The 14,421-nt window shown below is 72.4% G+C and carries 12 protein-coding genes; 3 read left to right on the top strand and 9 right to left on the bottom strand.

The genetic code is table 11. The features are described from left to right. The first annotated feature begins 20 nt into the window (after positions 1 to 20). The 3 genes from G6553_RS09105 (at position 21) to G6553_RS09095 (ending at position 3,894) form a co-directional block, all read left to right on the top strand. Positions 21 to 1,586, top strand: coding sequence for a peptide chain release factor 3 (locus tag G6553_RS09105; protein ID WP_166191273.1), 1,566 nt, complete (start codon positions 21 to 23; stop codon positions 1,584 to 1,586). 92 nt (positions 1,587 to 1,678) lie between these two features. Then, complete coding sequence (locus tag G6553_RS09100; protein WP_166191271.1) at positions 1,679 to 2,749, top strand: NADH:flavin oxidoreductase/NADH oxidase; 1,071 nt, start codon at positions 1,679 to 1,681, stop codon at positions 2,747 to 2,749. A gap of 140 nt (positions 2,750 to 2,889) precedes the next feature. Next, positions 2,890 to 3,894, top strand: a complete 1,005-nt coding sequence (locus G6553_RS09095) for a PD40 domain-containing protein (RefSeq protein WP_166191269.1) — start codon at positions 2,890 to 2,892, stop codon at positions 3,892 to 3,894. Between the two features lie 21 nt (positions 3,895 to 3,915). On the opposite strand, the gene G6553_RS09090 is transcribed toward G6553_RS09095, so the two are convergent. The 9 genes from G6553_RS09090 to G6553_RS09050 form a co-directional block, all read right to left on the bottom strand. Further along, entirely contained in the window at positions 3,916 to 4,080 is a 165-nt protein-coding gene (locus G6553_RS09090) for a methionine/alanine import family NSS transporter small subunit (RefSeq protein ID WP_166191267.1), read from the bottom strand. Beyond that, a complete protein-coding gene (locus G6553_RS09085; protein WP_166191265.1) occupies positions 4,077 to 5,627 on the bottom strand; it encodes a sodium-dependent transporter in 1,551 nt (516 codons plus the stop codon). Before G6553_RS09085 ends, G6553_RS09090 begins: the two co-directional genes overlap by 4 nt. Positions 5,628 to 5,708: 81 nt before the next feature. Beyond that, positions 5,709 to 7,202 carry a fused MFS/spermidine synthase gene (locus G6553_RS09080; protein ID WP_166191263.1) on the bottom strand — a complete coding sequence of 498 codons (1,494 nt, stop codon included), beginning with the start codon at positions 7,200 to 7,202 and terminating at the stop codon, positions 5,709 to 5,711. Positions 7,203 to 7,205: 3 nt separating this feature from the next. Next, complete coding sequence (locus G6553_RS09075) at positions 7,206 to 8,492, bottom strand: thymidine phosphorylase (RefSeq protein WP_166191261.1); 1,287 nt, start codon at positions 8,490 to 8,492, stop codon at positions 7,206 to 7,208. Further along, entirely contained in the window at positions 8,489 to 8,908 is a 420-nt protein-coding gene (locus G6553_RS09070) for a cytidine deaminase (protein ID WP_166191259.1), read from the bottom strand. Before G6553_RS09070 ends, G6553_RS09075 begins: the two co-directional genes overlap by 4 nt. A gap of 5 nt (positions 8,909 to 8,913) precedes the next feature. Further along, positions 8,914 to 10,251, bottom strand: coding sequence for an ABC transporter permease (locus G6553_RS09065; RefSeq protein WP_166191257.1), 1,338 nt, complete (start codon positions 10,249 to 10,251; stop codon positions 8,914 to 8,916). An 8-nt stretch (positions 10,252 to 10,259) separates the two neighbouring features. After that, the gene (locus G6553_RS09060; protein WP_166191255.1) at positions 10,260 to 11,516 is read right to left on the bottom strand and encodes an ABC transporter permease; all 1,257 of its coding nucleotides are present in this window, start codon (positions 11,514 to 11,516) and stop codon (positions 10,260 to 10,262) included. Continuing rightward, positions 11,513 to 13,036 (bottom strand): ABC transporter ATP-binding protein, encoded by a 1,524-nt coding sequence (locus tag G6553_RS09055; RefSeq protein WP_166191253.1) that lies wholly within the window; start codon positions 13,034 to 13,036, stop codon positions 11,513 to 11,515. The genes G6553_RS09060 and G6553_RS09055 overlap by 4 nt, the downstream gene beginning before the upstream one ends. 169 nt (positions 13,037 to 13,205) lie before the next feature. After that, positions 13,206 to 14,297, bottom strand: a complete 1,092-nt coding sequence (locus G6553_RS09050; RefSeq protein WP_347565600.1) for a BMP family ABC transporter substrate-binding protein — start codon at positions 14,295 to 14,297, stop codon at positions 13,206 to 13,208. Between the last annotated feature and the right edge of the window lie 124 nt (positions 14,298 to 14,421).

The raw sequence follows: 14,421 nt of genomic DNA, 5'->3' as shown, positions 1-14,421 counted from the left end.
TCAGCGCGTAGATTCCCGGGGTGCCCGACGCTCGCCCCCGCCGTACCTTCGCCGTCATCAGCCACCCGGACGCGGGCAAGTCGACGCTGACCGAGGCGCTCGCGCTGCACGCCCGGGCGATCAACGAGGCCGGCGCCGTGCACGGCAAGGGCGACCGGCGCGCGACGGTGTCGGACTGGATGGCGATGGAGAAGGCCCGCGGCATCTCGATCACCTCGGCGGCGCTGCAGTTCGTCTACCGCGACCACGTGGTGAACCTGGTCGACACCCCCGGCCACAGCGACTTCTCCGAGGACACCTACCGGGTGCTGTCCGCGGTCGACTCGGCCGTGATGCTCGTCGACGCGGGCAAGGGGCTCGAGCCGCAGACGCTCAAGCTGTTCCGGGTCTGCGCGCTGCGCGGCATCCCGGTCATCACCGTCATCAACAAGTGGGACCGCCCCGGCCTCTCCGCGCTGGGCCTGATGGACCTCATCCAGGAGAAGATCGGCCTCCGCCCCACGCCGCTGACCTGGCCGGTCGGCGAGGCGGGCGACTTCCGCGGCGTGCTGGACCGTCGGACCGGTGAGTTCGTGAAGTACACCCGCACGGCCGGTGGCGCCACCCGCGCCCCTGAGGTCCGGCTCTCGCCCGACGAGGTAGGCGCGGACGACGCGCACGTGTGGGCCGACGCCGTCGAGGAGCACGAGCTGCTCGGCCTCGACGAGGCCGACCACGACCAGGACGCGTTCCTCGCCGGCCGCACGACACCGGTCATGTTCGCCTCCGCCCTGCAGAACTTCGGCGTCGCCCAGCTCCTCGACCTGCTGCTCGACCTGGCCCCGGCCCCCGGCCCGGCCGAGGGCGTCGACGGGTCGGTACGTCGCGTGGCGGACGACTTCAGCGCGTTCGTGTTCAAGGTGCAGTCCGGCATGAACGCCGCCCACCGCGACCGGCTGGCCTACGCGCGGGTCGTGTCCGGCACCTTCGAGCGCGGCATGGTCGTCACCCACGCCGCCACCGGCCGGCCGTTCGCGACCAAGTTCGCCCAGGCGGTCTTCGGGCGCGAGACGACGTCGGTGGAGACCGCGGAGCCGGGCGACATCATCGGCCTGGTCAACGCCACCTCGCTGCGCGTGGGCGACACCATCTACGTCGGCGAGCCGATCGAGTACCCGCCCGTCCCGACCTTCGCCCCCGAGCACTTCGTGACCGCCAGCGCCGGCGACATCGGCCGCTACAAGCAGTTCCGCCGCGGCATCGAGCAGCTGGACCAGGAGGGCGTCGTCCAGGTGCTCCGCTCCGACCTGCGCGGCGACCAGAACCCGGTCCTCGCGGCGGTCGGGCCGATGCAGTTCGAGGTCGTCGAGGACCGGATGACCAACGAGTTCAACGCTCCCATCCGGTTCAGCCGCCTCGACTACCAGCTCGCCCGCCGCACCGACGCCGCCGGCGCCGAGGCACTGGCCGGCATGCGCGGCGTGGAGATCCTGCAGCGCAGCGACGGCACCCACCTCGCGCTCTTCGTCGACCAGTGGCGCGCCAAGGTCACTGCCCGCGACCACCCCGACGTCCTGCTCGAGGCGCTCCCGGCCGGCGGCGGCTGAGCGCCCGCGAGGACTACCCGAGGAATCCCACGGCGGCGCCCGCGGTTGGGGCATCCGGACCATCCGCGACCCCGTGCAGGAGGCAGCACCCCGTGAGCCAGCTCTTCACCCCGATCACCCTCCGCGACGTCACCGTCCGCAACCGGGTGTGGGTGGCGCCGATGTGCCAGTACTCCGCGGTCGACGGCGTGCCGAACGACTGGCACCTCGTGCACCTCGGCTCGTTCGCCCGCGGCGGCGCCGGGCTGGTGATCAGCGAGGCCACGGCGGTCGTGCCCGAGGGGCGCATTTCCCCCGACGACACGGGGCTCTGGAACGACGAGCAGCAGGCCGCCTGGGCCCGGATCGTCGCGTTCGTCAAGGGCCAGGGCGCCGCCGCCGGCATCCAGCTCGCGCACGCCGGCCGCAAGGCGTCGACGCACTCCGGCTTCGACGGCCGGCGCGGCGGCGTCGCGGACACCGACGGCGGCTGGCAGCCGGTCGGGCCGTCGGCGGCGGCGTACCCGGGCCTGCGCGAGGACGTCGACGAGATCGACGCCGCCGGCATCCGCCGTGTCGTGACCGCGTTCGGCGACGCCGCGGAGCGCGCGGTCGCTGCCGGGTTCGACGTGCTGGAGATCCACGCCGCGCACGGCTACCTGCTCCACGAGTTCCTCTCGCCGCTGTCGAACCACCGCACCGACGAGTACGGCGGCGGGTTCGACGACCGCGTCCGGCTGGTCCTGGAGGTCGTCCGCGAGGTCCGCGGGCGGGTCGCCGCCGGCGTTCCGCTGCTCGTGCGGGTCTCCGCGACCGACTGGCTCGAGGGCGGCTGGACCGCCGACGAGACGGTCCGCCTCGCCGCGCTGCTCCGCGAGGAGGGCGTCGACCTCGTCGACACGTCGACCGGCGGCAACGCGCCCGCGGACCTCCCGGTCGGACCGGGCTACCAGGTGCCCTTCGCCCGGCGCATCCGCACCCAGGCCGGCATCCCCTCGGGAGCGGTCGGCCTGATCACCGAGCCGAAGCAGGCTGAGGACGTCCTGGCCGACGGCTCCGCCGACGTGGTGCTGCTGGCCCGCGAGCTGCTCCGCGACCCGCACTGGCCGCTGCGCGCCGCCGCCGAGCTCGGCGTGCAAGGCACCGAGCTGTGGCCGGCGCAGTACCGCCGCGCCGCCGGCTGACGGACCGCGGGCCCGTCCCCGCCCGCCCACAGGGATGGAGTGGGCGGGCGGTCAGGTGCCGTGTGCCGTCCCCGATGTTGGTCATGACGGCCGCCCACGGGCCTGCCTAGGTTGACCGGACCCGTCCAGAAGGCTGGCCCATGCCTCGTGCCCGCGCTCGCTCGTCCGTCCCTGCTCGTCTCCTCCGACAGCTGCTCGCACCCGGCGCCGCCCTCGCGCTCGTCCTCGCCGGGCTGGCGTCGACGACGCCGGCCGCCCACGCGGCGTACGCCGGTGAGGACGGCCGGATTGCCTTCGTCAGGGACGGCCAGGTCCACACGATGGGCCTCGCCGGCGGCAACGTCAGGAGGCTGACCTCCCGCGGCACGAACCACGAGCCGGCCTGGTCGCCGAACGGCCGGCGGATCGCGTACGTGCACGAGATCCGGGGCCGCCGGGACGCCTGGGTGATGGACGCCGACGGCACGGACCAGCGTGCCGTTACGACCACCGGCGCGGTCGCCTCCGCGGGCGTCGCCTGGTCCCCGGACGGACGGAGGCTCGCCTTCACCGGACCGGTCGCGGTCGACGCCCAGGGCAACCAGCAGGAGGCCCTGCTCATGACCCCTGCCGGCCGCACGGACGGCCCGCTGCGGGTGGTCGGCGGCTACGAGACCGGCAGCCAGTGCGGCGAGGGACCCGAGGCGCCCGTCGCCCGTTTCGCGACCGACCGCCACCTGGCGTGGTCGCCGCGGGTCGCCGGTGGTTCCCGGCTCGCCGTCCGGACGCCCGACTGCCGGCTCGACCAGGCGATCGGCGTGTACGACCCCGCGACCGGCGAGATGCGCCAGGTCATGGCCACGGGCGGGGACTGCTGCGGCTACGCCGACTGGACCGACCTCTTCTTCTCCCCCACCGGGAAGCTTGGTTACACCGAGGTCGACCGCGGACCGTACGGCGAGGACTCGGCGCCGTCGCGCATCGTCCTGAAGGGCTTCGCCTCCCGCGGCGGCGACGCCGGGGGTGCGCCCTCCCCCTCGGGGCGGTTCGTGGCGCTGACGAACGATGCGTCCGGGACCGCCTACGTCGTCCGCGCGCGGGCCGACGGGACCGATCGCAAGCGGCTGGCCCTCGGCGAGCAGGCCGACTGGGGCCGCAAGCCCTAACCGGTCGTCCCGGCCCAGCGGCTAGAGGTCCCGCCGACCGCCGTACGTCTCGTGCGTCGGCGGCTCGGCACCGCCGTCCCCGGCAGCGGTCCCACCGCTGCGGCTGATGTTCAGCACCGCCAGCGCCAGGCCGCCCCACAGCACGAGCATCGCCACCACCATCATCACGATCGCGTCGGTGCTCATCGGTCCACCTCCTCCCGGTCGGTCCCGGCCGTCTCCCCCGGCCTGAGGTCGACCGAGCGGTGCCACGGCAGCGCGGCCAGCACGAAGCCGAGCACCAGCACCAGGCCGGCGGCTCCCCAGCCGAAGACGCCGAGCATCCAGCCCGGGTAGCCGCCGTACGGCTCCTCGAGCGTGTCGAGGAAGTCGCGGACCAGCACGAAGGCCAGCGCGGCGGGCGCGACGATCGCCACCAGAGCCATCCAGACCCGGCCCAACCGGATCGACCCGTGCCGGTTGAGGTGGCCGGCGAGGCCGGGCAGCGCCCGGACGAACCAGGCCAGCACCACCATCGAGACGACCGCGACGAGCAGGATGCCGAAGCGGTTGATGAAGTAGTCGACGATGTCGAGCACCGACAGGCCGCTCGTGGTCGAGAAGAGCGCGAGGCTGATGAGAGCGGCCGGGCCGCCGACGACCGCGACGGCGGTGAGGCGCGTGAGCGCGAGCTTGTCGCGCACCGCGGAGACGACGACCTCAAGCACGCTGACGAGCGAGGTCAGGCCGGCGATGACGAGCGAGCCGAAGAACAGCACGCCGATGAGCGCACCGCCGGGGGCTTCGCTGATGATCGCGGGGAACGCCACGAACGCCAGCCCGATGCCGTCGGCGACCACCTCGTCGACCGCGACCCCGTTGGCCTGGGCCATGAACCCGAGCGCGGCGAAGACGCCGATGCCAGCCAGGAGCTCGAAGCCGGAGTTGGCGAAGCCGACCACGAAGCCGGAGCCGGTCATGTCCGTGCGCCGGCCGACGTAGGAGGCGTAGGTGATCATGATGCCGAAGCCGATCGACAGCGAGAAGAAGATCTGGCCGAAGGCCGCCGCCCACACCGACGCGTTGGCCAGGGCGCCCCAGTCGGGGGTGAAGAGCTCGTCGAGGCCCGCTGCCGCGCCGGGGAGGAACAGCGACCGGACCACCAGGACCACGAAGGCGACGACCAGCAGCGGGATGAAGACCACCGAGCTCGCGCCGATGCCCTTCTGCACGCCCAGGCCCATGATCAGCAGCACTGCCGCCCAGACGACGAGCAACGGCACCAGCACGCCGACGACGACGTCGGTGGTGATCCCGGAGCCGTCGACCTGGAGGAAGTCCTCGAAGAAGTAGCCCTCGGGGTCGTCGCCCCACGACTGGCCGACGGAGAAGAACGTGTAGCGCAGGGCGTAGGCGATGACCGCGGCGTAGTAGATGGCGATCATGAAGCAGATGCCGACCTGCCACCACCCCAGCCCCTCGGTGCGGCGGGACTGCCGTGCGAAGGACAGCGGCGCGGAGCCGCGGTGGCGGTGCCCCAGCGCGTAGTCGAGGAAGAGGAACGGCAGGCCCGCGGTGAGCAGGGCGACGAGGTAGGGGATGACGAACGCGCCGCCGCCGTTCTCGTAGGCGACGTAGGGGAAGCGCCAGATGTTGCCCAGCCCCACGGCGGAACCGATGGCGGCGAGGATGAAGACCCGGCGGGAGGAGAACGCTCCCCTTCGCTGGTCCTGCTCCGGCGGCGCTGTGGTCACGACACTCCTCCTGGTTCGACCCGGACACACGTTGGAGGGCCTGTGCCCGCAACGGGCTCCGGTCACAACCCCCGGGGCCGCTCAGCCCGTGGCGTGGCTGAGGAGCTGGTCGACCGGCGCGTGGTCGTCGGTCAGCACCTCGGCGCCGCCGACCCAGCCGTCGAGGTCGAGGCCGGCCCGGGCCTCCCACGCGAGGTCCCGCGCGGCCAGCGACCGGGTCACCGCGCCGAGGTCCAGCGGACGGTCCGAGGCGACGACGACGAGGTTGCCGCCGTCGACCCGGCTGAAGGCACCGGGCCGCGCGACGAGGCCGACATGGGCGAACACCTCGCGCAGGGTCGCCACCTGGGCGCGGGCGAAAGCGAGCGGTCCGTGGTCGATGAGGTTGGCGACGTACACCCCGTCGTCGTGGAGCACGCGCGACACCTGCTCCATGGCCTCGCGGGTCGTCAGGTGCCACGGCACGCTCACGCCACCGAACGCGTCGCCGACCACCAGGTCGCGGCTGTCGGCGGGAAGGCGCCCGAGGCCGAGCCGCCCGTCCTCGACGCGCACCTGCAGCGCTGGGCCGGTCTCGAGCCCCAGCAGGTCCCGGTCGAGGGCGAGCACGCCCGGGTCGATCTCCGAGACCAGGCTCTTCGTGCCTGGACGCACCTCGGCGAGGTAGCGGGGGAAGGTGAGCCCGCCGCCGCCCAGGTGGTACGCCGCCAGCGGCTCGCCCGCCGGGAAGGCCGCGTCGACGACGGACGCGATCGCCTGGACGTACTCGAACTCCAGGTGGGTGGCATCGTCGAGGTCGACGTAGGAGTGGCGCAGGCCGTCGAGCACCAGCACCCGCCCGGATCCGCCCGGCGGCTCGGTCTCGACCCGGGCGCAGTGGTAGCGCGTCTCGACGTCGCAGCCGCCCGACGCGAGGACCGTCGCGAGGCCGCCGATGCCGGCGCCGCCGACCAGGAGCGCCAGCGCCGGGGCGGCCGCCCGCCAGCCCCGCACCCGCACCCCGACCACGACCGCCACCAGCACGAGCAGGACGCCGAGCCCGACGAGGATGCCGCTGACCGGCAAGGCCGAGACCAGCACGAACCCGGTGAGCACGGTGCCGACGATCGACCCGGCGGTGCCGATGCCGGAGAGCCGGCCGACGACCGTCCCGGTCTCCGCCAGCGAGGTGAGCGCCAGCTTGGTGACCATCGGCGTGACCGCGGAGAGCAGCGCCCCCGGCACGCCGATCGCGAGCGCGGTGGCGGGCAGCAGCAGCGAGCCGTCACCGGTCTCGGCCGCGCCCCGGACCAGGAACGGTGTGCTGGCGACCACCACCCCCGACACCCCGAGCAGCGGCGCGAGGGCTGCCCGCGGGTCGACGACGTCCGCCGCCCGTCCCCCGGCCCACGAGCCGACCGCGATCGCCGCCAGCGCCAGGCCGATGACCAGGGTGTTGGTCTCCAGCGTCAGGCCGAGGTACGGCGCGAGCAGCCGGAGGGCGACCAGCTCGACGACGAGCACCGCCGCCGACGAGCCGAAGACGAGCGCGGCGGACTCCCGGGGTCCGGGGACCGGGCCGCGCCCGCCGCGCACCGGTCAGCCGATCCGGTCGATGACGAGCGGCCCGGGCGTGAAGTCGGTGTCACCGTCCGCGACCTCGTAGCCGCCCTCGAGCGAGGCCAGGGCCCGCTCGAAGCGGTGCTCGTCGTCGGTCAGCAGCGTGAAGAGCGGCTCGCCCTCGGTGACCCGGTCGCCGGGGCGCGCGTGCCAGACGACGCCCGCACCGGCCTGCACCGGGTCCTCCTTGCGGGCCCGGCCGGCGCCGAGGCGCCACGCGGCCAGGCCGACCGACATCGCGTCGAGGCGGGTCAGCACACCGGTCGAGGGGGCGGTGACGACGTGCTGCTCGCGCGCGGTGGGCAGCGCCGCGTCGGGGTCGCCGTCCTGGGCGCGGATCATCGCCTTCCAGACGTCCATCGCCGAGCCGTCGGCCAGCTTGTCGGCCGGGTCGACGTCGGTGACGCCCGCACCGGCGAGCATCTCGCGGGCCAGCGCGACGGTGAGCTCGACGACGTCGGCAGGACCACCGCCGGCGAGCACCTCCACGGACTCCGCGACCTCGATCGCGTTGCCGGCGGTGCGGCCGAGCGGGACCGACATGTCGGTGAGCAGCGCGGTGGTCCGCACGCCGGCGTCGGTGCCGAGCGCGACCATCGTCTCGGCGAGCTCGCGCGCGCGGTCGACGTCCTTCATGAAGGCGCCGGAGCCGACCTTGACGTCGAGGACGAGCGCGCCCGTGCCCTCGGCGATCTTCTTGCTCATGATCGACGACGCGATGAGCGGGATCGCCTCGACGGTGCCCGTGACGTCGCGCAGGGCGTAGAGCTTCTTGTCCGCGGGGGCCAGGCCCTCGCCTGCGGCACAGATGACCGCGCCGACCGACTCCAGCTGCTCCATCATCTCGGCGTTGGTCAGCGAGGCGCGCCAGCCCGGGATCGCCTCGAGCTTGTCGAGCGTGCCGCCGGTGTGCCCGAGCCCGCGGCCGGAGAGCTGCGGCACCGCCACGCCGCAGGCCGCGACCAACGGAGCGAGCGGCAGGGTGATCTTGTCGCCGACGCCGCCGGTGGAGTGCTTGTCGGCGGTCGGGCGGGAGAGGGAGGAGAATTCCATCCGCTCCCCCGACGCGATCATCGCGGCGGTCCACCGGGCGATCTCGTGCTGGTCCATGCCGTTGAGCAGGATCGCCATGGCCAGCGAGGCCATCTGCTCGTCGGCGACGTCGCCGCGGGTGTAGGCGTCGACGACCCAGTCGATCTGGGAGTCGCTCAGGGACTGCCGGTCCCGCTTGGCGGTGATCACCTCGACGGCGTCGTGGGTGCTCAAGACTGTTCTCCTCTCGCCAGGTCGTCCGGTCCGAACGCCTGGGGCAGCACCTCGGTCATGGGTCGCACGCCGAGGGGGGTCATCACCTGCAGGTCCGCGCCGCCGTTCTCCCACAGCAGCTGGCGGCAGCGGCCGCACGGCATGATCACCGTGCCCTCGCTGTCGACGCACACGAAGTGCGTCAGCAGCCCGCCGCCGGTCATGTGGAGCTGGCTCACCAGCCCGCACTCGGCGCACAACGTCACGCCGTACCCGGCGTTCTCCACGTTGCACCCCGCCACGGTGCGCCCGTCCTGGACGACCGCGGCGGCGCCGACGGGGTAGCCGGAGTACGGCGCGTACGCGCGCCGCATCGCCGCGACGGCCTGCTCGCGCAGGCCCTCCCAGTCGAACTCCTCGCTCGTGCCCTGGCTCATCGCCGTCACCCCTTCACGTACGGCTCGCCGTCGGCCGCCGGCGGGCGGACCCGGCCGACGAAGCCGGCCACGGCGATGATGGTGGCGAGGTACGGCGCCGCGCCCAGCAGCTCGCCGGGGACCGGCTGCACGAACGACAGCTGGTTCTGCAGGTTCCACATGAAGCCGAAGAACACCGCGGCGAACGTCGCGCCGACCGGGTGCCAACGGCCCATGATCACCGCGGCGAGCGCGATGAAGCCGGTGCCGGCCGAGACCTCGCGGTCGAACGCGCCGGTGGAGCCGACGGTGTAGTACGCCCCGCCGAGGCCCGCGAAGACGCCGCCGAGGAGCACCGCCTGCCAGCGGACCCGGTTGACCTGGATGCCGACGGTGTCGGCGGCCTTCGGGTGCTCGCCGACCGCGCGGACCCGCAGGCCCCACCGGGTCTGGAAGAGCAGGAAGGTGACGAGCGCGACCGAGGCGTACATCAGGTAGACCAGCAGCGTCTGGTTGAACAGGGCGTCACCGACGACCGGGATGTCGGCGAGGACCGGGATCTCGATCTTCTCCAGCACCTGCGGGTCGTTGAGCGTCTCCTTGTGGTCGCTCGGGATCTGGCCGAGCAGGAAGCTGGTCAGGCCGGTCGCGAAGGCGACGAGCACGACGCCGAGGACGACCTGGTTGACCCGGTAGCGCAGCGCGAACCAGCCGAGCATCGCAGCGATGAGGACACCGGCGAGGACGCCGCCGAGCAGGCCGAAGACCGCGCACAGGGCGACCGGGATGAAGACCAGCGAGCTGTAGGCGATGCTGGAGAACACCGAGGCGAAGAACGCGCCGGAGAGGAACTGCGCCTCGATGGCGATGTTGATGACGCCGGCCCGCTCGCACAGGCAGCCGGCCAGGGCGCCCAGCACCAGCGGCGTCGCGATCCGGATGGTGCCCGGGATCGGGTTGGCGATGAAGGCCTGGAAGCCGCCCTCGCCCTGGTCGGTGTAGGCCCACATGAGGAACCCGGCGTAGAACGCCAGCCCGACCAGGATGCCGAGCAGCGCGCCCTTCCAACCGCGCGGGAACCGGTCGAGCACCGCGAGCACGAGCGCGATGGCCGCGACGACGACCGCCCCCCACGAGATGACGGTCGCGTTGGCGTCCTTCGGGGTGAACTCGGCGGTCCGCTTCTCCCCCAGCAGGTAGGTGAACTTCGGGTCCTCGATGAGCAGCGCGAAGACCACCAGCGCCGCCAGCACCAGCCCGAAGGTGATGACCAGGCGCACCTGGCGGCGTACGTCGGCACGGTCGCGGACGGGAGCCTCGGGGCTCGGGCTGGCCGCGGCCGGCCCGGTCGTGGTCGTCGTCATCTCGTCCCTCACCAACCCGTCGCCATCACGTCGGCCTTGCGGCCCTGGCCGCGCAGCCGGAAGATCCCGCGCACCAGCGCGGGTGCCGCCACGAAGAGCACGATCAGCGCCTGCAGCACCTGCGTGAGCTCCGGCGGCACGCCGGCCGCGCCCTGCATGCTCAGGCCGCCCGCGGAGAGCGCGCCGAAGAGCAGGCCGGCGAGCACGGTGCCGAGCGGCGTGGTCCGACCGAGCAGCGCGACCGTGATCGCGTCGAAGCCGACCGTGCCCGCGACCTGGTCGGTCAGCGAGTCCTGACGGCCCAGCACGGTCATCGTGGCCGCCAGGCCGGCGAGCATGCCGGCCAGCGCCATCGCCGAGACGTAGACCCGGGCCACGCTCATGCCCGCGGTGCGGGCCGCGTCGGGGTTGGCGCCCACCGCGCGCATCTCGAAGCCGAGCGTGCTGCGCTCGAGCAGCCACCACACGAACAGCGCGGCGACGACGGCGAGCAGGACGCCGACGTGCACGCCGGCGATCGTCGGGAACGCGGCGCTGTCGTCGACCGGCGGCGAGAGCAGGTTGTCGCTGTCGGGGCGCTGGAGCGCCTCCTTGCCGAGGAAGTAGAGCATCGTGAACCGGCCGACGTAGTTGAGCATGATCGTGGTGATCACCTCGTGGGCGCCGGTCCGCGCCTTGAGGATGCCCGCGATCGCGCCCCACGCCGCCCCGGCGACCAGTGCGCCGAGCAGCGCAGCCAGCAGGTGGATGCCCGGCGGCAGGTCGTAGTGGAAGCCGATGAAACCGCCGACCAGTGCGCCGAGCAGGATCTGGCCCTGCGCGCCGATGTTGAACATGCCGGCGCGGAACGCCAGGCTCACGCCGAGGCCGGCGCAGATCAGCGGCGCGGCCCGCTCGAGGGTGCGGGTCCAGGCGGTGCCGGACCCGACCGAGCCGGAGATCAGCGCGCGGTAGCCGTCCCAGACCGCTTCTCCCGAGAACTTGAAGAAGTCCCACGGGTAGCTGAAGAAGTAGCTCAGCGACTCCACGACGCGCGGGGTCGAGAACATGATGAGGAGGGCGCCGACGAGCAGCGCCAGCACCACCGCGGCGATGCTGTCGACGACGGTGGGCAGCCAGGAGGTCAGGTCGCGGTCGCGCCCGGCCCCGTTCCTGCCGGCGTCCTTCTTGCCCGCCGGCACGGCGCCCTGGGTGGTCGTGCCCTGGCCCTGGACGCCGCTGTCCGGGGCGCCCGGACCGAGCGGGTCCTTCGGGGTCTCGCTCATGCCGCACCGCCGTTCGCGGCAGCGGGGGTGGTGGCCCCGGCCATCATCAGTCCGATCTCCTCACGAGGGATGCTGGGGTCGACGGTGCCGACGATGCGGCCGTCGTACATGACCGCGATGCGGTCGGAGAGCGCGTAGATCTCGTCGAGCTCGGTCGACACGATGATCACGGCGGTGCCACGGTCGCGCTCGGCGATGATCCGCTTGTGGATGAACTCGATCGAGCCGACGTCCACGCCGCGGGTCGGCTGCGAGGCGATGAGCACCTTCAGCGGGCGGGAGAACTCCCGCGCCACGACGACCTTCTGCTGGTTGCCGCCCGAGAGGGACGCCACCGGGGTCTCCATCGTCTCGGTGCGGATGTCGAACTCCTCGATCCGGTGGCGCGCGTTCGCCTCGATCGCGTCGCGCTTGAGCACCGGGCCGCGGGAGAACTCCTCGTTGCGGAACAGGTCGAGCACGAGGTTCTCCCGGACGCTGAACGAGCCCACGAAGCCGTCGTGCGAGCGGTCCTCGGGGACGTAGCCGATCCCCTCCTCCAGGCTCTCGCGCGGGCCGTGCCTGCTGATGTCGCGGCCCTCGATCCAGACCTGGCCGGCGTCGGGGCGCACCAGGCCGAGCAGCGACTTGATCAGCTCGGTCTGGCCGTTGCCCTGGACGCCCGCGATGCCGAGCACCTCGCCGGCGCGCGCCTCGAAGCTGACGTCCTTGACCACGAGGTGGCCGCGCGGGTCGACGACGCTGATCCCCCGCGCCTCGAGCACCGCGGCGCCGCCCGTCGCCGGCGCCTTGTCCACGGTCAGCTGCACCGAGCGACCGACCATCAGCTCGGCCAGCTCGGCCTCGCTGGCCGACGGCTGCGCCGTGCCGACGACCTTGCCGCGGCGGATGACGCTGATCCGGTCACCGATCGCCTTGACCTCGCGCAGCTTGTGGGTGATGAAGATGATCGAGGTGCCCTGCTCCTTGAGCCCGCGCATGATCGCCATCAGCTCGTCGATCTCCTGCGGCGTCAGGACCGCGGTGGGCTCGTCGAGGATCAGCACCTTCGCGTCGTTCGCGAGCGCCTTGAGGATCTCCACGCGCTGCTGGACGCCGACCGGGAGGTCCTCGACCAGCGCGTCGGGGTCGACCTTGAGGCCGTAGCGGTCCGAGAGGTCCCGGACCAGGCGCGAGGCCGCCTTGCGGTCGAGCACGCCGCGGCGGGTCTGCTCGCGGCCGAGCATGACGTTCTCGGCGACGGTGAAGACGGGGACCAGCATGAAGTGCTGGTGGACCATGCCGATGCCGGCCTCGATCGCCTCACCCGGGGTGGTGAAGGTGACCGGCTCGCCGTCGACCACGATCTCGCCCTCGGTCGGCTCGAGCAGGCCGTAGAGCATGTTCATCAGGGTGGACTTGCCGGCACCGTTCTCGCCGAGGAGGCAGTGGATCTCGCCGGGCTCGACCGTGAGGTCGATGTGGTCGTTGGCCGTGAAGGAGCCGAACCGCTTGGTCAGCCCCTTGATCTCCAGCTTCATGGTCTCCTCGATGTGCCGCGTGACGCGTCGTTGCGCCCCTGGTCACCGGGCGCGGGGCCTCACGGCGACCAGAAGACGATAAGGGGCAGGCCGGGGACGGGTCTCCCCGCCCCGGCCTGCCCCGTGGCCCACCGGGCCCCCGCCGTGCGACGGGGTCGGTGGACCGAGGTCACTCGACGGTGATCTCGCCGTCGATGATCTGCTGCTTGAGCTCGTCGATCTTGCTCGAGAGCTCGTCGTCGATGTCAGCCTCCGGGCCGTACGGCGCCAGGCCGACGCCCTCGTTCTCCAGCGTGCCCTCGTAGACCTCGTTGGAGAAGGTGTCCTGGGCGGACTCGAGGATCGCCTGCTCGACGGCGACGTCCATGGCCTTGACGACCGAGGTCAGCAGCACGTCGCAGTACTCGGCGGCCGACTCGCAGCCGTCGGTGTCGACCCAGATGGCCTTGACGTCGTTGTCCTGGGCGGCCTGCAGGCCACCGAGGCCGGCAGGACCGGCGACCGGGAAGATCACGTCGGCACCCTGGGTGATCATCTCCTCGGCGGTGGACTGGCCGAGGGTCTTGTTCTCGAAGTCGTTCGTGAACGAGCCCTCCTGGGTCTCCGGGTTCCACCCGATGACCTGGACGTCGGCGCCCTCGTCCTCGTTGTACTTCTGGACGCCCTGGTAGAAGCCGTTCATGAAGATGGTGACGGTCGGGATGTTGACGCCACCGAAGGTGCCGACGGTGCCGGTCTCGGACTTCGCCGCGGCGAGGTAGCCCGCGAGGAAGGACGGCTCGGCGGTGTTGAAGGTCAGGCCCTTGACGTTCGGCAGCGGCTTCTCGTAGGCGAAGTCGACGATCGCGAAGTCGACGTCCTTGTTCTTCTTCGCCGCGGCCTCGGTCGCGTCGCCGAGCAGGAAGCCGACGGTGGCGATGGTGTAGCAGCCCTGCTGGACCATCTCGTTGATGTTGTCGCCGAACTCCGAGGGAGCGTTGGACTCCACCTCGGCGGTCTGCACACCGTAGTCCTCGGCGGCCTTGGTCAGGCCGGCGTAGGAGGTCTGGTTGAAGGACTTGTCGTCGAAGCCGCCGGAGTCGGAGACGATGCAGGCCTTGTGGTTCGGGAACTGCTCGCTCGGCGCCTCGGAGGTCGCCTCGCTGGTCGGGGCGGACGAGCTCGGCTCACTCGCGCTGTCGTCGCTGTCGCGCTCACCGCACGCAGTCAGGGAGAGGGCCACCAGCCCGGCCACCATTGCCATACGAGCCGTCTTCTTCACGGCACCTCCTGGAGATGTTGATCTGTCGCTCGCCCCGGACGGGGCACCGGCACACCCTAAGTCCCGGTGACGGCGCCGACGACGGGATCGGTGCCGTCGTGTCCCGGTTGTTACCTGGGCCGTG

It is taken from the genome of Nocardioides sp. IC4_145 (assembly GCF_011250565.1).
In the GTDB taxonomy this organism is placed as follows: Bacteria; Actinomycetota; Actinomycetes; order Propionibacteriales; family Nocardioidaceae; genus Nocardioides.
The sequence above is the reverse complement of the archived record's forward strand: the minus strand, read 5'-3'. Positions and strand labels throughout refer to the sequence as shown.